16 protein-coding genes and 1 pseudogene are annotated in these 22,070 nt (G+C 62.1%); 8 read left to right on the plus strand and 9 right to left on the minus strand.

Annotated elements, in window-relative coordinates:
• Nucleotides 1-127, minus strand: a pseudogene (locus AC1D0N_RS28520) (ISAs1 family transposase); the annotation flags it as partial.
• Between the two features lie 244 nt (nucleotides 128-371).
• On the opposite strand from AC1D0N_RS28520, the gene ggt reads away from it, so the two are divergent.
• Nucleotides 372-2,111: a gamma-glutamyltransferase gene (ggt, locus tag AC1D0N_RS28525; protein ID WP_477249587.1), complete on the plus strand. Its 1,740-nt coding sequence runs from the start codon at nucleotides 372-374 to the stop codon at nucleotides 2,109-2,111.
• A gap of 10 nt (nucleotides 2,112-2,121) precedes the next feature.
• Here the strand turns inward: ggt and AC1D0N_RS28530 are convergent, their stop codons facing one another.
• The 3 genes from AC1D0N_RS28530 to AC1D0N_RS28540 all read right to left on the minus strand — a co-directional run bounded on the left by AC1D0N_RS28530 (nucleotide 2,122) and on the right by AC1D0N_RS28540 (nucleotide 5,866).
• Complete coding sequence (locus AC1D0N_RS28530) at nucleotides 2,122-2,466, minus strand: hypothetical protein (protein ID WP_477249589.1); 345 nt, start codon at nucleotides 2,464-2,466, stop codon at nucleotides 2,122-2,124.
• 173 nt (nucleotides 2,467-2,639) lie between these two features.
• Entirely contained in the window at nucleotides 2,640-3,995 is a 1,356-nt protein-coding gene (locus tag AC1D0N_RS28535) for a sigma-54-dependent transcriptional regulator (protein ID WP_477249590.1), read from the minus strand.
• On the minus strand, nucleotides 3,992-5,866 hold the full coding sequence (locus AC1D0N_RS28540) for a sensor histidine kinase (protein WP_477249592.1): 1,875 nt from the start codon (nucleotides 5,864-5,866) through the stop codon (nucleotides 3,992-3,994). The genes AC1D0N_RS28535 and AC1D0N_RS28540 overlap by 4 nt, the downstream gene beginning before the upstream one ends.
• Before the next feature lie 224 nt (nucleotides 5,867-6,090).
• Here AC1D0N_RS28540 and AC1D0N_RS28545 point away from each other — a divergent pair, with 224 nt between their 5' ends.
• Together AC1D0N_RS28545 and AC1D0N_RS28550 are read left to right on the plus strand one after the other, a co-directional pair.
• Entirely contained in the window at nucleotides 6,091-7,425 is a 1,335-nt protein-coding gene (locus tag AC1D0N_RS28545) for a dicarboxylate/amino acid:cation symporter (RefSeq protein WP_477249594.1), read from the plus strand.
• A 165-nt stretch (nucleotides 7,426-7,590) separates the two neighbouring features.
• Entirely contained in the window at nucleotides 7,591-8,166 is a 576-nt protein-coding gene (locus AC1D0N_RS28550; protein WP_477249596.1) for a histidine phosphatase family protein, read from the plus strand.
• 6 nt (nucleotides 8,167-8,172) lie between these two features.
• Here AC1D0N_RS28550 and AC1D0N_RS28555 read toward each other — a convergent pair whose 3' ends face one another.
• The 4 genes from AC1D0N_RS28555 to AC1D0N_RS28570 all read right to left on the minus strand — a co-directional run bounded on the left by AC1D0N_RS28555 (nucleotide 8,173) and on the right by AC1D0N_RS28570 (nucleotide 11,173).
• Nucleotides 8,173-8,925, minus strand: coding sequence for a pseudouridine synthase (locus AC1D0N_RS28555; protein ID WP_477249598.1), 753 nt, complete (start codon nucleotides 8,923-8,925; stop codon nucleotides 8,173-8,175).
• Nucleotides 8,926-9,007: 82 nt separating this feature from the next.
• Nucleotides 9,008-10,099, minus strand: coding sequence for a DUF4432 family protein (locus AC1D0N_RS28560; protein ID WP_477249601.1), 1,092 nt, complete (start codon nucleotides 10,097-10,099; stop codon nucleotides 9,008-9,010).
• A 113-nt stretch (nucleotides 10,100-10,212) separates the two neighbouring features.
• Nucleotides 10,213-10,491: a PilZ domain-containing protein gene (locus AC1D0N_RS28565; protein ID WP_477249603.1), complete on the minus strand. Its 279-nt coding sequence runs from the start codon at nucleotides 10,489-10,491 to the stop codon at nucleotides 10,213-10,215.
• A gap of 244 nt (nucleotides 10,492-10,735) precedes the next feature.
• Nucleotides 10,736-11,173 carry a hypothetical protein gene (locus tag AC1D0N_RS28570; protein WP_477249605.1) on the minus strand — a complete coding sequence of 146 codons (438 nt, stop codon included), beginning with the start codon at nucleotides 11,171-11,173 and terminating at the stop codon, nucleotides 10,736-10,738.
• A 347-nt stretch (nucleotides 11,174-11,520) separates the two neighbouring features.
• On the opposite strand from AC1D0N_RS28570, the gene AC1D0N_RS28575 reads away from it, so the two are divergent.
• Nucleotides 11,521-12,339, plus strand: a complete 819-nt coding sequence (locus tag AC1D0N_RS28575) for a recombinase family protein (RefSeq protein WP_477249607.1) — start codon at nucleotides 11,521-11,523, stop codon at nucleotides 12,337-12,339.
• Nucleotides 12,340-12,947: 608 nt separating this feature from the next.
• On the opposite strand, the gene AC1D0N_RS28580 is transcribed toward AC1D0N_RS28575, so the two are convergent.
• The gene (locus AC1D0N_RS28580) at nucleotides 12,948-13,391 is read right to left on the minus strand and encodes a hypothetical protein (protein WP_477249609.1); all 444 of its coding nucleotides are present in this window, start codon (nucleotides 13,389-13,391) and stop codon (nucleotides 12,948-12,950) included.
• 885 nt (nucleotides 13,392-14,276) lie between these two features.
• Between AC1D0N_RS28580 and AC1D0N_RS28585 the strand changes: the two genes are divergently transcribed.
• The 4 genes from AC1D0N_RS28585 to AC1D0N_RS28600 all read left to right on the plus strand — a co-directional run bounded on the left by AC1D0N_RS28585 (nucleotide 14,277) and on the right by AC1D0N_RS28600 (nucleotide 22,037).
• Nucleotides 14,277-15,137 carry a universal stress protein gene (locus AC1D0N_RS28585; protein ID WP_477249611.1) on the plus strand — a complete coding sequence of 287 codons (861 nt, stop codon included), beginning with the start codon at nucleotides 14,277-14,279 and terminating at the stop codon, nucleotides 15,135-15,137.
• A gap of 11 nt (nucleotides 15,138-15,148) precedes the next feature.
• The gene (locus AC1D0N_RS28590; protein ID WP_477249613.1) at nucleotides 15,149-16,756 is read left to right on the plus strand and encodes an MBL fold metallo-hydrolase; all 1,608 of its coding nucleotides are present in this window, start codon (nucleotides 15,149-15,151) and stop codon (nucleotides 16,754-16,756) included.
• A gap of 57 nt (nucleotides 16,757-16,813) precedes the next feature.
• Entirely contained in the window at nucleotides 16,814-19,375 is a 2,562-nt protein-coding gene (locus AC1D0N_RS28595) for a cation-translocating P-type ATPase (RefSeq protein WP_477249615.1), read from the plus strand.
• Between the two features lie 238 nt (nucleotides 19,376-19,613).
• Nucleotides 19,614-22,037: a phosphoketolase family protein gene (locus AC1D0N_RS28600; RefSeq protein WP_477249617.1), complete on the plus strand. Its 2,424-nt coding sequence runs from the start codon at nucleotides 19,614-19,616 to the stop codon at nucleotides 22,035-22,037.
• Nucleotides 22,038-22,070: the final 33 nt, after the last annotated feature.

Consider the following 22,070-nt stretch of genomic DNA (forward strand, 5'->3'; position numbering starts at 1 on the left):
GCTTGCGCTCTTGCGCGAACAACGAAAACTCCGTCGCGTTGGTCGCGCCACACAGGCTTGCCGCGATCATCATCACGATCAGGTCGCCAAGCCGGTGCGTGGCGTTGGCTGCGCGCGGATCTGGCACCGCGCCGAAATAGCTCTCAAGGCTGGAAATGGCAGTCGCTCCTTCGCTAAGACTGCCTTCCCAAAGAATCCCTTCTCAAACCAACTTCAAGCCCAAAATCCCCATATGCGATTCCCCTGCCCACGAGGGGGAGATTGGCTGGCCTCGGCCAGCAGGCGAACACCAATATGTGTTCGCTCATATTGATGATGGACTCAGCCGCTCCAAGTAGCTCTTCTAGGCACACTGCACTTGGAGCACCGCCATGCCCTTGACCCGCCGGACGCTGATTGGCGTCACCCTTTCGCTCGCAATAGCGCTGACACCATCCGTAGCCACCTATGCCGCCTGGCCGCAGCCGGCGAAGGGCGAGCATGGCATGGTGGTAACCGCTCAGCACCTGGCCTCGGAAGTCGGCGTCGAGGTGCTGAAGAAGGGCGGCAACGCTGTCGATGCCGCGGTCGCCGTCGGCTACGCGCTGGCTGTCGTCTATCCCAATGCCGGCAATATCGGCGGCGGCGGCTTCATGACCATCCGCTTCAAGGACGGCAAATCGACCTTCCTCGATTTCCGCGAGCGCGCGCCGCTGGCCGCGACTAAGACCATGTATCTCGACAAGGACGGCAAGCCGGTGAAGGGCGCCAGCCTCGACGGCTATCTCGCCGTCGGCGTGCCGGGCTCGGTGGCTGGTTTCGAGATGGCGCGGGAGAGATACGGCACCTTGTCCAGACAGGACCTGATGGCGCCAGCCATCCGCTATGCAAAGGACGGCTTCGCGTTGGAGCAGGGCGATGTTGCCTCCCTGGAGAGCGGCGCCAAGCGATTGGCAAAGGATCCCGCGGCAGCCGCCATTTTCCTGAAGCCGGACGGCAAACCGTACGCCGTGGGGGAACACCTCATCCAGACCGATCTGGCCACCTCGCTCTCGGCCATTTCGCAGCAAGGCGCGGACGCCTTCTACAAGGGCCCGATCGCGGACGCCATCGTCAAGGCGAGTGGCGCCAAGGGTGGCATTCTGGCCAAGGCCGATTTCGAGAATTACGCAGTCCGTGAACTCAAGCCGATCACCTGCAACTACCGCGGCTACGAGATCACCTCCTCGCCGCCACCCAGTTCAGGCGGCGTCATCATCTGCGAAATCCTCAACGTGCTGGAATTCTACCCGCTATCCTATCTCGGCCCCGGTTCGGCGGAGACCGTCCACGTCATGGTCGAAGCCATGCGCCATGCCTATGTCGACCGCAATTCGGCGCTCGGCGATCCCGACTTCGTCGACAACCCGGTGACCAAACTGCTGGACAAAAACTATGCCAAGGACATCCGCGATAAGATCGATCCGTTCCGGGCCGGCGTATCGCAGGAATTGATGCCGAAGGGCTTTGGCGAGAGCAAGGAGACGACGCACTATTCGATCATCGACAATGACGGCAATGCGGTGGCGGTGACCTACACGCTGAACGGCTCCTTCGGTGCCGGCGTCGTCGCCGACGGCACCGGCATCCTGCTCAACAACGAGATGGACGATTTCACCCAGAAACCGGGCGTGCCTAATCTCTATGGCCTGGTCCAGGGCGAAGCCAACGCCATCCAGCCGAAGAAGACGCCGCTGTCGTCGATGAGCCCGACCGTGGTGGCCAAGGACGGCAAGCCGTTCATGGTCATCGGTAGCCCAGGCGGGTCGCGCATCATCACCATCACGCTGGAAGCCATCATCAACGTCATCGATCACGGCATGAACATCCAGGAGGCGATCGACGCGCCGCGCATCCACCATCAGTGGCTGCCCGACACGGTCTATGTCGAGCCGTTTGGTCTGTCGCCGGATACCGAAAGACTGCTTGCCGGCATGGGCTATCACCTCGATCTCGGCGATACGACCTGGGGCCAGGCGGCCGGCATACTGGTCGGTGGCAAGAGCCTCTCGGAAATCGAAAAAGGCGGCGGCGCCCGCTACAACGGCGCCATCGACAGCCGCGCCGCATCCGGCGAGGCGTTAGGCTACTGAACGCACCCGCCTAAACGACCAGCGTAATGGTCGACGCAACCAGCATCAGGGCGGCGATGCCGACGAACAGCGCATAGATGCGCGGCCGGTCGAGCAGCAGCGCATTGCCGGAAATCCAGGCCGAGGTTGCGCCGCCAAGCGCGAATAGGAAGCCGTTGCGGTGACCCAGGGTCAAGCCGGCTGCCATCAGTCCGCCAATAATCACCGCGCCGAACACGATGATCACGGCGACGGCGTATTTCTCGAAGTCGTTGCCTCCACCCATGCCTGGGCCGATCGCGTTCAAGTTCGGCAGATCGTCCGGATCGAACGGACTGGTCGACCCATACTCATCTTGACCGGCAGGTTCTTGCATCACTCATTCTCCGCTAACCGGCAACAAACCATCAAGGCTTGCCAAGCGCAACCGGATCACGCCTCATTGAAGGCGGCCGATACGGTCTTCAACACCTTCTGATGCTGACTCGCCACTGTTTTTTGGATCAGACCTTGACGGTTCCAGCGCTCCTGGGCCGTGTGCAGGCAAAATCATCTGGAGAAATCGCTGCGCACGATGCCGTGCCGCTGCAGCTTGTCGTAGAAGGTCTTGCGCGGGATCCCCAGCGCTTCGATCGTCCGCCGGACGTCGCCGTCATTGCGACCAAGTGTCTCGCGGATGATGTCGGCCTCGTAGCGGTCCAGCCGTTCGGGCAATGGCATGGCGCCATCCGGCGAAGTCGGGGCAGGCGGCGGCGCTTGCGCTGCCTCTTCCAGCCCTAGCACGAAACGCTCGGCAAAATGCGCCAGCTCGCGCACATTGCCCGGCCAGTCATGCTCCCTGAGACGGCGGTGGACGGTGGCCGGCACAGCTGGCATCGACCGCCGGAACCGCGTGGCGGCGCGCTCGGCAAAGTAGAAAAACAGCAGGGCAACATCGTCGCGGCGCTCGCGCAGCGGCGGGATGGAGATCGTCACCACATTGAGCCGGTAATAGAGATCCTCGCGGAAGCTGCCGCGCTGGCGCGGATCGCCGAGATCGACCTTGGCCGCGGCGACGACGCGCAGATCCACCGGCCGCAATTCGTTGGTGCCGAGAGGTGTCACCTCGCGCATTTCCAGCACCCGCAGCATCTGCACCTGGGTCGATGGCGGCATGCTTTCGATTTCGTCGAGAAACAGCGTGCCGCCGCTGGCATGCTCGATGCGGCCGATCCGCTTCTTCTGCGCCCCGGTGAAGGCGCCCGCCTCATGGCCGAACAACTCGCTCTCGATGACCGTTTCGGGCAGCGTGCCGCAATTCAGCGCTACGAAATTGCCCTTGGCGCGGCGGCTCCAGCGATGCAGAAGGCTCGCCACCACCTCCTTGCCGGAGCCGGTTTCGCCGGTCACCAGCACGTCGACATCGGTGTCGGCGATCTGCCGCAAGGTCCTGCGCAGCCGCTCCATCGCCGGCGTCTGGCCGATCAGTGGCAGACCGTCCTGCGCCTGCTCGGCTCCCTCGCGCAAGGCCCGGTTCTCCATCACCAGGCGCCGTTTTTCCGCCGCCCGGTGCACACTCTGCACCAGCCGGTCGGCGGCGAACGGCTTGGTGATGAAATCGTAGACGCCATCCTTGATCGCCTTGACGGCAACCGCGATGTCGCCATGCCCGGTGACGAGGATGACCGGAATGTCAGGGTCGAGACGCAGGATGCGATCGAAAAGCTGCAGCCCGTCGATCTCTGGCATGCGAATGTCGGACACCACCACCCCGGCAAAACCGGCATCGAGCCCGGCCAGCGCCTCGGCCGCCACCGCAAAGGCCGACACCGAAAACCCGGCAAGCTCCAGCGTCTGCGCGGTGGCTTTCAAGAGATCGCTGTCGTCGTCGATCAGGATGACAGGTGCTGCACCGTTTTCCATCATGCTGCTCTCGAAAGATGGATGATGAAGCGGGTGCCGCTGTCGCCACTCGCAACCTCGACACGGCCGCCATAGTCGGCGACGATGTCCTTCGAGATGACAAGCCCGAGGCCGAGGCCCTTTTCCTTTGATGTGTTGAACGGCGTGAACAGCGATTTGAGGATATCGGGCGGAATACCGGGTCCGTTGTCGGACACGCTGACCGTCACACCGTCCGCCGTCTCTTCCACCGAAACCTGCACCCTGGCGTCGTCGCGGCCCTCCAACGCCTCCAGCGCGTTCTGGAACAGATTGATCAGCACCTGTTCGAGTCGGACGCGGTTGCCCATCACCTTGAGGCTTGGCGGCGGCAATGCGATATCAAGCGCCTCCAGCCGGCCGGCAAAGCGGCTTCTGAGCAGCACCACGGCGCCCTCGATGACGCCGCGCAGTTCGACCGGTTCTGCCGCGGTGCGGCCCTTGCGGGCAAAGGCCTTCAGCTCCTCGGTGATGGTGCCGATGCGTTCGGTCAGCGCTGCGATGGCGCCGAGATTTTCCACGGCCGGCGAGGTCTGCTTGCGGTCGAGGAAGACGCGGGCATTGTCGGCATAGGCGCGGATGGTGGCGACCGGCTGGTTGATCTCATGGGCGACGCCGGCGGCGACCTGGCCGAGGATGGCGAGACGGTTGGCTTGCACCAGCTCCTGCTGCACCACCTGCAGCTTGGCTTCCGTGCTGCGGTGCCCCGTTATCTCGGCCTGCAGCCGGTCGCGGGCGCGGCTCAGATCCTCGGTGCGTTCGACGACACGGCGTTCGAGTTCGGTGCGCGCTGCCTGTTCGGCGGCGATCCGCATCTGCGCTGACTGCCGGCGCCACAAAAGATAGGCGGCCAGCCCAAGCAGCGGGATGACGACGCCGAGCGCCAGAAGCCGCATCTCGCGGGCCGCGGCGGCGATCGGCGCTTCGGCCGGCACGAGATAGTCGAGCCGCCAGGGCGTCGAGGGGACCAGCGTGGAGAGGCGCAAATATTCCGCGTCGCTGCCGCCCGGTGTGATCGCATGGACGATCGCCACGTCCGGGCTCAAGGTTTCGGGGCGCGTGATCGGCAACGGCACCAGTGGCGCGTCGCCGAATTGCTGGCTGTCGCGGATGGCGGCAATCGTCGGTCCGGCCAGCGGCGCGGTTGTCATGAAGCGCCATGACGGCACGCTGGTGATCAGCACGACGCCATGGTCGTCGCTGACATAGGCCGGGCGGTTCGCCTCGTGCCAGTCGGCCTCGAGTTGGTCGAACTCCATCTTGACGACGACGACGCCGAGCGGCGCGGCAGCATTGCCGACCCGCCGCGAGATGTAGAGGCCTGGCCGCTTGCTGACATTGCCGAGCGCGAAGTATTCCGCGGTTCCGTTCTGCATTGCCCCGGAGAAATAGGCGCGGAACCCGTAATCGTTGCCGACGAAGCTGATCGGCTCGCGCCAGTTGCTGGACGCAATCGCCAGCCCGTCGGTGCCGGTGACATAGAGCACCGAAGCCTTGGTGCCGGAGACCAGGCCTTCGAGCTTGCGGTTCAGCAGGTCGATCGCCGCGGCACCGCCTTGCGTCAGCGCATCATGCACCTGCTGGTCCTCCGCCAGCAGCAAGGGCAGCGCGCGCGGGCTTTCCAGCACGGCGCGCAGCAGCGCCACCTTCAGATTGGCATCGGTGCGCCCTTGCGTCGCCAGGGTCGCGACCTCGGTGGTGCGGCCGTAGAGGCCGGCGCCGTAGAGTGCTGCCGCGGTGATCGCAAAAGCGACCGCCGCAAACAGCAACCATGCGCGGCGCGCCCGCCTGCGCAGTTGCTCGGGCGTCGAAGACAAGGCAGCGGCAGCGCGTTGCAGCATCGCCCATTTGTGCATGATTTCGCACAAAGGGCAATTCAGACCATGCGGATGTTCGCACTACCTGTGTGTGAGAAACGGTCACCGATTCGAAAATACCCAACAAAATCAAGGAATAGACCGATCGGCGCAGTCTGGCACGACAGTTGCAAATACCGATCCAGCAGTCGCGAGGCTGCGGAGGTCATAACAATTGCCCCGGGAGGTCGAGCTTTTCGATCGGGGCGCCAATGGAGGACGTCATGCAGCCAGCATTCGCTGCCGCCGAACCGCGCGGCAAGGTTCCCTTATACCGGCATCTCTACGTGCAGGTCCTGACGGCGATCGCCGCCGGCGTGCTGCTCGGTCACTTCTATCCCGAACTCGGTGCTTCGCTGAAGCCGCTCGGCGATGCCTTCATCAAGCTGGTCAAGATGGTGATCGCGCCGGTCATCTTCCTGACGGTGACGACCGGTATCGCCGGTGTCTCCGACCTGAAAAAAGTCGGCCGCGTCGCCGGCAAGGCGATGATCTATTTCCTGGTGTTCTCGACGCTGGCGCTGGTCGTCGGCCTGGTCGTCTCCAACGTCGTCCAGCCAGGCGCCGGCATGCACATCAATGCGGCGACGCTCGACCCCACCAAGGTGGCGACCTTTACCGAGAAGGCGCATGACACGACCATCGTCGGCTTCCTCCTCAACATCATCCCCGACACCATCACCGGCGCTTTTGCCCAGGGCGATATCCTGCAGGTGCTGTTCTTCTCGGTGCTGTTCGGCATTTCTCTCGCTCTGGTCGGCGAGCGTGGCCGCCCGGTCGTCGATTTCCTGCAGGCGCTGACCTCGCCGATCTTCCGCCTCGTCGCCATCCTGATGAAGGCCGCCCCCATCGGCGCTTTCGGCGCCATGGCCTTCACCGTCGGCAAATACGGCATTGGCGCGATCGCCAACCTCGCCTTTCTGATCGGCACGTTCTACTTGACGTCGCTGCTCTTCGTGCTGGTCGTGCTTGGCGCTGTTGCATGGTACAACGGCTTCTCGATCCTCGCCTTGATCCGCTATATCAAGGAAGAGCTTCTGCTGGTGCTCGGCACCTCGTCCTCGGAAGCGGCCTTGCCAGGCCTGATGGCCAAGATGGAGCGCGCCGGCTGCAACCGTTCGGTGGTCGGCCTGGTCATCCCGACCGGCTACTCCTTCAACCTCGACGGCACCAACATCTACATGACGCTGGCCGCTTTGTTCATCGCCCAGGCGACCGACACGCCGCTCACCTACGGCGACCAGATCCTGCTGCTGGCTGTCGCCATGCTGAGCTCCAAGGGTGCCGCCGGCATCACCGGCGCCGGCTTCATCACGCTGGCCGCAACGCTCTCGGTGGTGCCTACGGTGCCGGTTGCCGGCATGGCGCTGATCCTCGGCGTCGACCGCTTCATGTCGGAGTGCCGGGCCCTGACCAATTTCGTCGGCAACGCGGTTGCGACGGTTGTCGTCGCGCGCTGGGAAGGCGAACTCGACCAGACGAAGTTCGCCGCAGCGATGGCCGGCACATTGTCCGAGGAGGCCGATCTGGCGCTGTCGGGCGATCTCCAGGCCGCCTGATCGCAGAGCAGAACGAGACGTTCGACCCCAAGACTGTTCAGGCCGCAGCCGGTGCCCCGGTTGCGGCCTGCTTCTTGTCGCCAACCGAGGTGCACACCCGGCTGGTGCCGGCCGGGTCTTCCCGGCTAGGGTGCAGGCCGCGCAAGAGAATCGAAGGGTCCGCGAATGAGCAGCCAGTTTCCCGAGATCTACCTGGTTCGCCATGGCGAAACGGAATGGAGCGCGTCGGGAAAACACACCGGCCGCACCGACATACCGTTGACGGCAAAGGGCGAGGCCGCTGCCCGCGGCGTGGCCGACCGCCTCAAGGGCCAGTCGTTTTCCGCTGTTTGGTCGAGCCCGTCGCAGCGCGCCTTCAACACCTGCACCCTGGCCGGGTTCTCCGGCGTCAGGAAGGATGATCTGCAAGAGTGGGACTACGGTGCCTATGAGGGGCTGACGACGAAGCAGATTCTTGCCGAACGCCCCGGCTGGAACGTGTTTCGCGACGGCTGCCCGGGTGGCGAGATGGCCGCGGATGTCGGCGCGCGCGCCGATGCGATCGTCAGTCAGCTTCGCGTCGCCAATGGCAGCGTGTTGGTGTTCTCGAGCGCGCATTTCCTCAGGGTGCTGGCGGCGCGCTGGCTCGGCCTGCCGCCCGAAGATGGCGCGCTGCTGGTTCTCGACACTGCGAGCCTTAGCGTCCTCGGCTATGAGCACGATTTGACCGAGCCGGTCATCCGCAAATGGAACCAGAGATAGTTGGCGTCAGGCCGCCAGCATCGCCAGTTCTTCTGATGTAAGGTGCCGCGCCGTGCCTTTGGCGAGATCGCCGAGCAGAAGCGAGCCGATCGCCACCCGCACCAGCCTCAGCACCTCGACGTCAAAGGCGCCAAGCAACTTGCGGATCTGGCGGTTGCGGCCCTCGTCGAGCACGATTTCCAGCCATGCCGTGCGGCCGCCGCTGCGCAGGATCTCGATCGAGCGCGCGCTCGACAGCTCGCCGTCGACGACCGCACCCTCGCGCAACCGCGCCAGCATTGCCTCGTCCGGCGGCGTGCCGATCTGCACGTGATAGGTTTTTGCGACATGCGAGGCGGGATCGAGCAGGCCATTGGCCCAGCGCGTGTCGTTGGTCATCAAAAGCAGACCTTCGCTGGCCTTGTCGAGGCGGCCGACTGGCGACACGAACGGCAGGTCGAGCCCCGTCAGGCAGTCATAGACGGTGCCGCGCCCCTGCGGGTCGTCGCGGGTGGTGACCAGCCCACGCGGCTTGTTGACCATCAGATAGACCTTGGCCTCGGCAACGACACGCTCGTCGTCGACCGTGATGCGGTCGCGATTGAGGTCGACGCGCAGCGACCCGTTGCGCACCACCTTGCCGCCCACCCGCACGCGCCCTTCGGCAACCAGAAGCTCCGCCTGCTTGCGTGAACAGAGCCCGAGTTTCGACAGCGCACGGCAAAGGCTGACGCCGCCAGCGGCGGGTAGTCGTCGGGCGATGTCTGGCGGCCGTGTCATGGTCTGGCGGTCCCGGAATGGAGGGTGACAGATGCCATGCCCCGCAATGGCTCCGCAACCCGCATGGACATCCCTCGATGTCTCAGGCCTTTATCCTGGCAATGGCCTGCTCTTGCCTCGCCGCCTCCGCCGCTGTCATCGCGCCAAAGCGCAGGGCGCAGCGGAATGTTTCCCCTGGAGCGACGACAACCAGGCGGCCTCTTTCCTTGGCCGCGAGATAACCATCGGGTTCGGCGGTCGCCGGCAGCACGAGGCCGAGCGCGTGCTGGTCGGCGCCGCGCGTGATCCAGCGAACGGCATAGTTGAGCTCCTCGGGCCGAAAGCTGACGAAATCGGCAGTTTGGTCCGGATGAACCTGCAAGGCGTGCGCCCAGCCCTCGGCATCCGCCTTGGCTTTCATGGTCAGCACCAGTTCCGGATCGATCGGCTCACCCTTGGCCAGTATGCGATGGCGCGACGGATCGGCGACGACGGCATCGCGGTAGGCAAGATAGCGCTCGCTCGGCGTGAAAAACGGCGGCAGCACCTGGCGCACGACGATGTCGGTGCGATCGTCGGCCACGCTGTCGACGAGACGACCGTCATCCGCCGGCCTGAAATTGATGTGCGCCAGATACATCAGCTCCATGGGCGAGCGTTTGAGGTTTTCGACGGCAAGGTCGACGGCGACGCCGGTCGCGTCGCGCTGCAGCCGCACGATGGGCTGCGCCACATAGTCGTGGCTGAAGGCGACGGTCTGACGGCAGCGGCCGGTCAGCGCCATGAATGACCCTTCAGCGTTGTCGCCAACGATCACCTGCACATCCGTGTAGGGCGCGTTGGGCAGGTCGCCATGCAGTGGATGGCGGTCATTCGCTCCAGGGTTCCCCATCGCAGTGGCGCCGCAATGGATGAAGAACGCGCCATAGTTGGAGAGATAGTCCCGCGTCGCAACCGGCTCGTCGAACATCGAGCGCATGGTCAACGAGCGGCCGAGAAATGTCGCATCCCAGATCTGCTGCCCCTGGAACGGCAGCATGACGATCTCACCCTTTGCGTTGCTGATCCGCAGGCCTGCGACGCCGGACCGGTAGCGAAACGCGGTGGCGATGAGGCCTGCATATCGGGCGACGATCGCTTCTGATGAGCCGAACTGCTCTGGCATCAAGTCGATGAGAACGTGATCCGGATGCACTCTTTCGACCTCGGTCTGCCGTAAGCGAACGCCTGTTTCCTAGAGTTTTTGGGGCGACGGCAACGGTCACATTCATCCAGCTTCGAGCGATGAATGAAGCACCAGTGCCTTTCTCATTTCAGCCTTGGTTCTTGCATCCCGTAGAACTGCACGCCAAGCCGTTCGTTCCTCCGCCACCTCACGACGGTTTGATAGACAACGCCATCATCGGGCACATCCAGGAAGAATCGGTCCGGTACGGATGCATCGGCAGCCACGCGCAACTCGGCGCCGCTTTTGTGCTGATTCCTCACCGAGCACGGTATTTCAGAACTCCCCGCCAGGATGATTGCCTGCTTCAACACATTCGGGCGGCTGAGAAGGCGGCGCTCCGGCTTGGGTTCTTCTTCCACTGTCTGGTTCCACCGAGTCGGCCCCGTGCCGAATGTGCCGCGAACTTACCTTGCATGGCTCAGTCTGCAAAGACAGACCAAAGCCCGAAGCCGACTTCGGTCAAACGCATTTTTCTGGAGCCATTGCATGCGGTGACGGTTAACCGCGGGTGCAGGCGGCGTTCGCGGCATGGGAGATGAACGTCAGCTCGCCATCCGAATTGCCGCAACTCGTTCGCAGCGTCTTGCAATATACCGTGACTGTCTATCCTTGAGCCGGCGGCAGCTCGAACAGATTGGCGCCGTTCTCCTGGCCACGCTCGACATAGCCGATGATGCGGAACCATCTGGCGACGTCGGCGCGTTGCAGCCAGCTGCGCGAGTGGATGGGAAGGTTGCCGGCCAGCGCCTGGATGTGGCGGATGTGCCGCCTGCAGAAGCGGATGGTCGCGGCGCTGAAAAAACCCTCCTGCGCGGCAAACAGGGTGTCGGCGGCGTCGCTGTTCTCATGCCAGGCGATGATCGCCACCGTCTTGTCGCCCTCGACAAGTGCATGGGCGCGGCCTTCCTTCAAATTCATCATCAGATTGTCGTAGGCAACCTTGCTGTCCTTGCCGGCGGCGACGTATTCGTCCGACATCCTCGTGGACAGATCCCGGAAAACACCTTCGAGATCGCCGATCGTAGCTGCGCGTGCTCGCATTGCTCCTCCTGCAGCCCCGGCAGGCAGTTTGCCCTAGGCAGAGGGGATCACCAAGCAAACTAAATCCGCGATTTGGCTGATGCGCGCAAAGTGATTTCGGCAGCGATGTCGCGCAGCTTGGGGAAGGCGACGCCGAGACGGACATTGAAAAAATGGTGCCCAGAGGCGGAGTGCTTCTTCGAGACTATAAAACGTTGATTTTACTAAGATATTTCCACTCGATTAAGTCATCCTGTATCACAGTCGGTATGACTGCCGCAACCTGAATATCTCGCCTTCTGCGCACGGTCCATCGCTGGTTACGGCGTTATCCTGAAGCAAACGATATGAAATACGGGCGGTAAGCTATGAACAGTAAGAATTTGAGGCAGGCTGTGGCCTATCTTCGTACCTCATCCGCAGCCGACGTCGGCGTCGACAAAGACAGCGAGAGGCGCCAGGGCGAGGCCGTCCAGGCGTTTGCTCGTTCAACCGGCTATGAAATCATCGAGAGCTATTACGACGCGGCGGTGAGCGGTGCCGATGCGGTCACAGCGCGTCCCGGTTTTTCCGCAATGCTCGAGCGGCTCCTGTCAAATGGCGTGCGCACCATCCTCGTCGAGACCGCCTCCCGCTTCGCCCGCGATCTGATCGTTCAGGAGACTGGCTACGAGATGCTGAAATCACGTGGGATCGAGCTGATAGCTGTCGACAGTCCCGACAGTTTTGTCGGCAACACCCCGACTGCGAACCTTATCCGTCAAGTGCTCGGCGCGGTCTCGGAGTTTGAGAAAGCGATGCTGGTGGAGAAGCTCAGGGGTGCCCGCGAACGCAAGCGCCGCGAGACCGGCAAGAAAGTCGGCGGGCGTCGGAACTATGCCGAGATCGATGGCGGACTTGAGCTGATTGCACTCGCAAAAAAGCTGCACCGTTATCCGGTCAATGGCCGGCAGCGGACTCTGGCTGATGTAGCGAAGGCGTTGGCGGACGCAGGGTATCTGTCGAGTGCCGGAACGCAGTACACACCGACTGCCGTCTCAAGAATGCTGGCAGCGAGCGGAAGTGCGAAGACGAGGCAACGAACGGCCGAGGCCAAATCATCGCCTCCGGTGCTTGAACCAGCTGCAAGATTTCAACAAGAGGTCGCCGAGCCTGAGATGCGGACACCGCTCGGCTCGCGCTGGTAACGCCCGGCACCCGCCCCACCGGGGTTTGTCGGTGGCGGGGGTAGGGGGTGGCTTGTGGGGCCCCTAGGCGGCGCGCCCGGCCCCTAGTTCAGGTTCGGGGGCCCTCATAGCCGCGTCTCTCGCCTCAAAAGCCCAAATCACTCCGAAAGAAGAGGGCGAGCCAACGGTGACCTTCATTGTCCGCGTTGCGAATCGCGGCAATGCGCCGCATTCCGGTCGTTCGAGGACCTTAAGACAGATCCCGAAAGCTGTCGTTCGCTAGCTGCGCAGCCAATGGGTGGGCAAGCCGTCGTGCCAATGGTCCGCAGCTATCCACCTTCGCGCCGCGAGCCGACCTTTAGGCCTCGAATAACTGTCTGTTGTCAGCTGCACATGACAGGCCGTCGAGTACGGTCTGAACGAGAGGCGGCCGAGATGGACCAGAAGTATCAGCCAAACGGGTCGGGCAAGCGGCCTTTGAGCAAGTCGGAATTGCCAGTCAGAATCATTCCATCTGGGCCAATACTTTGGTCAGCTCGCCGGTCTGGGTCTGAAACGTCAGTGGATTGAAACGGGGGGGGCACCGAGCATCAGCAGAAACTCCGCTGCTCCCTCCTCGTCATTTATGCTCAGCAGCTGCTTATAGACGGCCTTGTGAATGCCGAACTTCCAGCCTGGGATAAACTCGATGCCGATGTAGTCGACGTCGATCCCAGTGCTGAATGCTGGAAGAGCGGGTCTAGCACCACGGCGTAGGATTGGCGAATGAGTCTCTGAACGTCGGTTTGATAGTCGTAAGTCTCGCTACTTGGGGGGTCGGTCACCTGACCGAAAGTGCCACTCTGATCAAAAGCAAACACACAAGCCATGCGCGTTTCCGGCGGAGCACCATTGACGGTGGCGATCTGGCAAACCTGCCGCAATGCCTTGTTGCGTGCGCCGTTGATTACCCTCTCGGTGACGCCATAGGTACCGAAACCAGCGCGTCCTTTGCTTTCGAGGACATGGACCAGACCCGTACCCGTCAAGGCGAGGAAATCAGGTTCTGACTTCGCACCCACGTGAATCGCCATAGGAACTCTATATGCCGAAGTAAGACTTAAATAATATTGTATCGTATCCATGGATGGGTCGCTGAAGGACGCCGTTGATCACGTGGCTGTCACAGCACCTGTCGCATGCAATGGCGCGACCGGCGCCACTGCCTCTCTTGGTTATCGCGGAAAGATAGAGGGCGACTTTCCCAAGTCTCGCCGGCCACCTGCGACACGGCTTGCATCTTTCTCGCGATCGGCTAACGCCAGGTGGTGTGGCAAACTACACAGGCGGAACTATTGCGGAATCGCTGTCGGCTAGGTGATCAAGCGATTTCCTGGCAGATGGCGCGCCACGACCCAGAGTCATTGAACGGCGTTCGCGACACTTTCGGGAATACGGCCCCAGAGCCTCTGTCTTGAGCGATGTCGAAGCGCGTGGTTCGGAGCCTTGCACTCGTCGCAATAGCCGTCCCGCGAATTGGGGTGGCAAGCCGAATAGCAAAGTCCTTCGATGCGTGCTTGCGCTTCGATCATCCGACGAACGAGGGTAAAACAGACGTCAGGCGCTCCGTACGTTGCAGTGAACTCGCCACGCAAGCCACTCTTGGAGACAGGGGAAAGTATTACAATACTGAAGAATTCAGCGATGAATTTTCAGGGTCCCAGGCACAAAAATGAGACGCGACCCCGCGTGATCCGTAGGGTCGCCGGAGTATGCGGCACGTTATGTCAATCGCTCGGGGCAAAGTCACCTTGAAGCGATTGTGCTTGGCCACCCTCAGGGCTTTCGACGGCGCGGCAATTCAAACATCAGCGCGCCCATCATCTAGCGGAGACGCATTTGCGGTGAATCAAAGCTCGCCTTGTCCCTTGTGACTACACTCGTCCCTTGTGACTACAAATGAAAGACGGCGTCTGGCCTTGCCGCAATGGAGGCGAAATCCGATGAAGCTTATGGCATCTCTCTGTCTGGCGACCTATCCAGACGCGAACTCCTCGAAAATCGCGGCGAACGCGGTCGCTCTCGTCAAGCAGATCGACGCATCGCTTCATGCTGTTGCCATCGATGTCGACATCCCCGATGTCTCGAACGCGCTCTCAAATTACTTGCTGGATCTTCCCTACAAGATCCAAGAGGTCGAGGCGACCAGTCGCAAGCGTGGCAGGGATCTGCTCGAGGCAGTTGTCCAGGAGGCCGCGCATGCGGATGTGACCCTCAGCAGGCAGGAGTTAACAGCACCACCGGCCTTGATGGGCGATGTTGCCGCGGAGCATGCGCGCTATTTCGATGTTTGCCTGGTCGGCTGGGCACCGGCCAACCAAGCGGCGCGAATGATAGCCGAGGCGATCCTGTTCGGCTCGGGTCGACCGACCCTGCTTCTTCCCGACTCCACGGACGTTGGCGTGCTTGGACATGTCGTTATCGCCTGGGACGGCAGCCGTGTGGCCGCACGGGCTGTTGCCGACGCGCGGGCTTTTCTTGAACGTGCCTCGAGGGTCACCGTTTTGACCGTGACCGACGAAAAGCCGCTTCCGGGGCAGGGCATCGGCGAACGCCTTGCACTGGGCTTGAGGACGCGTGGTCTGGTTGCCGAGGCTGTCTCTATCCAGGCAGGGGACAGTTCGATCGGAACAGCGCTTCAGGAGCATGCTCTCAAGATCGGCGGCAACCTGCTTGTCATGGGCGGATACGGCCACTCCCGCGTCAGGGACTTCGTGCTTGGCGGTGCCACCGAAGGCATTCTCGCGGATCTGCGCCTGCCAGTCCTCCTGTCGCATTAGGTCGCGGCGAGATGAGAGGCGGCACGGATCCTATCCTGCGTTTCCACGGCGCAGCCCATGGCGTCACCGGCTCATGTTATGAAATCGAGACGCCGCATTCGCGCATCCTCATCGACTGCGGCCTGTTTCAGGGATCGAAGTCCGAACGGGAATTGAACTACGGTGCGTTCCCGTTTCCCCCGGACGCGATTGACGCTGTCATCCTGACGCACGCGCATCTTGATCACAGCGGCCTTTTGCCGAAACTGGTCAAACAGGGCTTTTCTGGTCCCATCCATACGACCCGCGCCTCCATCGATCTTTGCTCGGTCATGCTGCCGGATTCGGCGCATATCCAGGAAATGGAGGTCGAGCACCTGAATCGTCGAAACGCGCAGCGTGGACGTCCGCCCGTTGAGCCGATCTACAGCCACCAGGATGCCGCCGCGTGCATGACCTTGTTCCGGGCTTTGGAATATGGCGAATGGACCACGATCGCAGAAGGCCTTCGCGCTCGCTTCTGGAACGCTGGTCACCTGCTTGGTTCGGCGTCGGTGGAGCTCGAGATCGAGCGACACGACGCGCCGTTGCGCATCATATTTTCGGGCGACATCGGCCCAGGCCATAAGCTGCTTCAAACCGATCCCGAGGGGCCAGCCGGCGTTGACTATCTGATCTGCGAATCGACCTATGGCGACCGCGACCGGCCGGACGTTTCGCCCGAACAGCGGCGATCCCAGCTCAGTGACATCGTGCGCGGCGCCGCTGAGGCTGGCGGCCCCCTCATCATTCCGTCCTTCGCTGTCGAGAGGACGCAAGAACTGCTGGTCGACCTGTATTTGCTCATGCAAGCGGGGGAGGTGCCGTCAGCCCCGGTCTTTGTCGACTCGCCGCTGGCGACACGCGCCAGTGCGATTTTTGAGCGCCATGCCAACGAGATCGAACAGGGTGACGTGCTGCGCCTGGCCCTCAACTCGAAGGAGCTGCGCTTCACCGAGACAGTGGAACAGAGCAAGGCCATCAACCGCCTCACCGGGTTCTTCGTGGTGATCGCCGCCAGCGGCATGTGCGATGCAGGGCGCATCCGTCATCATCTCAAGGCCAATCTCTGGCGCAGGAACGCCACGGTCATGATGGCCGGATATCAGGCCCAGGGGTCGCTCGGCAGGATCCTGCTCGACGGCGCGCAGCGCGTGCGCATCCAGGGTGAGGAAGTCGAGGTCAAGGCACGTATCAGGCTGTTCGACCTTTATTCCGGCCACGCCGACGCCAGCGAACTGGTCTCCTGGCTCAAGGCCCGAACTCCGGTGAGGCAGCAGGTATTCCTGACGCATGGAGAGGAGACTGGGCTAGGTGGCTTGCGTGGAAGGCTTGCAGGACTGATATCCGACGACAAGATCATCATCCCGAGGCTGGACGATGCTTTCCAATTGACCCCCGGTCGTAGTGTGCCGGTCGAGGTTAACGAGCCCCACCGTTTGAGGCCGGAAAAGATTGCCCGCCTCGACTGGCACAATGACCTTTCAAAACTTCTCCTGGACGTGAACGAGGCGGTCAGCGCCGCGGCCGACGAGAAGAGCCGCGCAGCGGTGATCCGGCGCATGCGCAGGGCGCTCGACACCGATGGCAGTAGCACCTGAGCAAAGTGACCTGACGGCGCACCGGAACATGCGCGCTGGCGATGGAAGAAAGCCTAAATGTCTCAAGCCACCTCATCGACCGTACCCTTGACCGGCCTCAGCGAGGCCGAAGCGCGGGCTAGGCTTGTCACCGAAGGGTTCAACGAGTTGCCCAGATCCAACCGTCGGACGCCCTTGCGAATTGCTATCGAGGTCGTGCGCGAGCCGATGCTTGCCCTGCTGTTGGGCGGAGGCTGCGTTTACCTGCTCCTTGGCGATCTTCAGGAGGCGTTGATCCTGCTTGCATTTGCCACCTTGTCGGTGGGGATTACCATCGTTCAGGAGTCGCGGACGGAGCGTGTTCTCGAGGCATTGCGCGACCTGACAAGTCCGCGCGCCCTGGTGATACGCGATGGCGAGCGCAAGCGGATTGCAGGTCGCGAGGTGGTGCGCGGCGATACCGTCGTGCTGGGCGAGGGGGATCGGGTTCCGGCCGATATCTTGCTCATACAGTGCCGGGATATCCAGACCGATGAGTCCTTGCTGACAGGCGAATCAGTGCCGGTGCGCAAGATTGCGGCCAGGGAAGGCGATCTGCCAGCCGAACGCCGGCCGGGGGGTGACGACCTGCCTTTCGCATTTTCCGGATCACTCGTGGTTCGCGGTTCAGGCATCGGTGAGGTTCTGGCAACCGGGCCGCTCAGCCAAATCGGTGCAATCGGGCAATCGCTTAGCACCATGGAGACCGAAGCACCCCGCTTGCAGCGCCAGACAAAACGCCTTGTCGCCATCTTCGCACTGGTCGGCGGCGCGGTCAGTGTTCTCGCGGTCATGCTTTATGGCCTGCTGCGCGGCGGATGGCTCGATGCGGTGTTGGCGGGTATTGCGCTCGGCATGTCGATGCTGCCCGAGGAGTTTCCCATGGTGCTGACAATCTTCATGGCCATGGGCGCATGGCGCATCTCGCAGGCACGCGTGCTCACCCGTCGTGCGGCAGCGATCGAGACGCTTGGCTCGGCAACGGTCCTTTGCACCGACAAGACCGGAACGCTGACCGAGAACCGCATGACAATTGCAGAACTGAGAACGCCCGATGGCGAACTGTTTCGCCTGCCGAACAACTCAAACACAGAGATGCCGGCGGCATTTGGGGCGTTGGTCGAGGTCGGCGTGCTTGCCAGTGCCGAGGTTCCCTTTGATCCGATGGAAAGGGCATTTCACAAACTCGCGCAGGAGCACTTGCCCAAGCGCGCAGACAGCGCTGATCGGAAACTGACCCGCGCCTACGGGTTGCGCCCTGAATTGTTAGCGATGTCGAATGCATGGCAATCGTCGGCTGGAAGCGGCGACTGCATGATTGCCGCCAAAGGGTCGCCGGAGGCCATCGCGGCACTCTGTCGTCTACCTGCCGAGCGTGTTGCTTCGGTCAAGGAGGTTGTGGACGCCATGGCAACGGAAGGACTGCGCGTCTTAGGCGTGGCGCGTTCCAGCCATCCTGGCGATCAACTGCCGGACAAGCAGACTGGTTTCGATTTCGAGTTCATGGGCCTCGTCGGACTTGCCGATCCCCTGCGTTCAGGGGTTCCGGAAGCGGTAAGCAATTGCCGCTCCGCCGGAATCAGAGTGATCATGATTACAGGGGACTATCCCGCGACCGCGAGAGCAATAGCCAGTCAGGCCGGGCTCGATTTTGACGATGTCGTTACCGGCGACGAGCTCAAGACACTGGATGACGCGGCCCTGGCGGCGCGCGTGAAAACCGCAGCGGTTTTCGCGCGGATCATGCCCGAACAGAAATTGGCAATCGTCAGAGCCTTGAAGGCCAATGGCGAGATTGTCGCCATGACCGGAGACGGCGTCAACGATGCTCCGTCGCTGAAAGCCGCAAACATTGGCATTGCCATGGGCGGTCGCGGCACGGATGTCGCGCGGGAGGCGTCCTCCATCGTCCTCCTCGACGACGACTTCGGGTCGATAGTCAAAGCCATCCGGCTGGGTCGCCGCATCTACGACAACTTGCGCAAGGCAATGGGCTTCATTCTTGCCGTTCACGTGCCGATCGCCGGGCTAGCCCTGCTTCCACTGGTGTTTGGGCTTCCTATCCTGTTCGGGCCAATTCACATTGCCTTTCTGGAGATGGTGATCGATCCGGTCTGCTCATTGGTCTTTGAAGCTGAAACCGAAGAAGACGACACGATGAAGCGTCCGCCGCGGGATCCGGAAGCGGCGCTCTTTTCGCGCTCGCTGATCGCGTGGAGCGTTGTGCAGGGCCTGCTGGCATTCGCGCTTGTCGCGGGCATCTTCCTCTTCGCCTTGCACTGGGGAATGCCGGAAGACGAGATTCGAGCCCTGACGTTCTTCTCGCTGGTGCTGACGATCGTTGGGCTGATTTTCGTCAACCGTACGTTCAGCCAGTTGCTGCTGACTGCGTTATTCCGACCAAATCCATCGCTCGCTTTGGTCGTCGTGATGGTTGCTCTAGCGCTGGGCGGGACGCTTCTATGGCCGCTCGCGAGTGGTCTCTTCCAGTTCGGACCGCTCCACCTGGACGATCTCGCCGTGACGTTTGCGGCCGGGTTGGCAGTACTGGTCTGCCTTGAGTTGCTGAAACATTTCTGGCGGGAGCGGCTGAAAACCTGACAACTGATGCAAGTTCTGACTGCGGTTCCGACCCAGCGCGAACGCCCATCGCGCATACTGCACGAGCACTATCGGGGGGCAGACACCATCGGACCGCAGGACGCGGCAGGATCTGATCGATGCAGCAGCGGACCGTCGGACCGAGCTGTGATGAACCGAAAGGCGAACGACGCGTTGGTGCCCATGGCTGAGGCGCAATCCGCGGCTTTCGCAAAATGAGCAATGGAGTCAAATGAAGATGACCGAACGTTCGGCACCAACGATCAACACCAAACGTTTGTCCGATCACGAGTTGCGCGATATCGATGCCTACTGGCGCGCTGCCAACTATCTGACGATTGGCCAGATCTACCTTCTCGACAATCCGCTGCTGCGCGAACCGTTGCGGCTGGAGCACGTTAAGCCGCGTCTGCTCGGGCACTGGGGAACGTCGCCAGGTCTGAGTTTCATCTACGCGCACCTCAATCGCGCGATCCGGCTCAGGGACGCAAATGTGATCTATGTCTGCGGCCCCGGTCATGGCGGCCCGGCAATGGTGGCGAATACCTATCTGGAAGGCACCTACAGCGAGCTCAATCCCGACATTGCTATGGACGAGCAGGGGATGCGCAAGCTGTTCCGGCAGTTTTCGTTTCCCGGCGGCATACCGAGCCATGCAGCACCGGATGTGCCCGGCTCGATCCACGAGGGCGGCGAGTTGGGCTACTCGCTTTCGCACGCCTATGGCGCGGCCTTTGACAATCCGGATCTTGTGGTCGCCTGTGTCGTGGGTGACGGCGAGGCTGAAACGGGACCACTGGCGGCTGCGTGGCATTCCAACAAATTCCTCAACCCGGCGCGTGACGGGGCAGTGCTGCCGATCCTGCATCTCAACGGCTACAAGATCGCCAATCCAACCATTCTGGCCCGCATTCCCGAAGACGAATTGCGCGCCCTGTTTGCCGGCTACGGCTATGAGCCGCTGTTCGTGGAAGGCCACGAGCCGGCGCTGATGCACGAGCGAATGGCGAGCGCACTCGACGATGCGTTAGATAGGATACATTCTATCCAGCATGCCGCACGCAACGGACCTGCTGCCACCGCGTCACGACCAAAATGGCCAATGATCGTGCTGCGCAGCCCCAAGGGCTGGACGGGACCGAAAGAGGTCGACGGTCTGAAGACCGAGGGCTTCTGGCGCTCGCACCAGGTTCCCTTGTCTGGCCTTGCGGAAAACCCCGCGCATCTCAAGCTGCTCGAGGAATGGCTGAAAAGCTACCGGCCCGAGGAGCTGTTCGACGCCACCGGCGCTCCTGTCGCCGCGATCCGTGCCACAGCACCCCAGACGACGAGACGTATGAGCGCCAACCCGCATGCCAATGGCGGCTTGCTGCGCAGGTCTCTCGATCTACCGGCGTTGCATGACCACGCCATTGCGCTCGAGCGCCCTGGCGCCCTCAAGGCTGAGTCGACGCGGGTCATGGGCAGTTTCCTGCGGGATGTCATGCAGTTGAACGAGGCCTCGAAGAACTTCCGCATCGTCGGCCCGGACGAAACTGCCTCGAACCGACTTCAGGACGTGTTTGAAGTGACCGAGCGTGGCTGGATGGAAAAGATCCTGCCCGAAGACGTTCATCTCGGGCGCGATGGCCGGGTTCTCGAAATCCTCTCCGAGCACACCTGTCAGGGTTGGTTGGAGGGCTATCTGCTCACCGGGCGCCATGGCCTGTTTTCCTGCTACGAGGCGTTCATCCACATCGTCGATTCCATGTTCAATCAGCACGCGAAATGGCTGGATGCCTGCCGCGATATCCCGTGGCGGCGGCCGATCGCATCGCTGAATTATCTGTTGTCCAGCCATGTCTGGCATCAGGAGCACAACGGCTTCAGCCATCAGGACCCTGGCTTCATCGACGTCGCCCTCAACAAGAAGGCCGACGTCGTGCGCGTTTACCTGCCACCGGACGCCAACACCTTGCTGTGCGTGACCGACCATGTGCTGCAGACCTGGAACCGCATCAACGTCATCGTCGCCGGCAAGCCGCCGTCATGGCAGTGGCTGTCGATGAACCAGGCGATCGTTCACTGCCGGGCAGGGATCGGCATATGGGACTGGGCGTCAACGGACGATGGGGCTGAGCCCGACGTCGTGATGGCTTGCGCCGGCGACGTCCCGACCCTCGAAACGTTGGCCGCAGTGCAGATCCTCAGGCAACAGGTTCCAGATCTCAGGATCAGGGTGGTCAATGTCGTCGACCTGATGACTCTTCAGCCAAAGGAATATCATCCGCACGGTCTGTCGGATCGCGAGTTCGATGCGTTGTTCACCGCCGACAAGCCCGTCATCTTCGCCTATCACGGCTATCCCTGGACCATCCATCGCCTGACCTATCGTCGCACCAACCACGACAACATCCATGTGCGCGGCTACAATGAGGAGGGCACGACCACGACGCCCTTCGACATGACGGTGCTGAACGGGCTCGACCGCTTTCATATCGTCCAAAGCGTCCTCGACTGGGTTCCGCGCCTCAAAAGCGTCCGGGTCGCGCTGAAGCAGGCGATGGACGGCAAGCTGTTAGAACACCGGGCCTATATCCGCGCGCATGGGCAGGATATGCCGGAGATCCTTGACTGGAAATGGGGGCAGGATGCTGATGCGGTGCCAAAGCGTCCAGCCTGATCGGATGCCCATCCTTAGGGTGGAAACATTTCG

The organism is Mesorhizobium sp. P2_E10 (assembly GCF_056404235.1).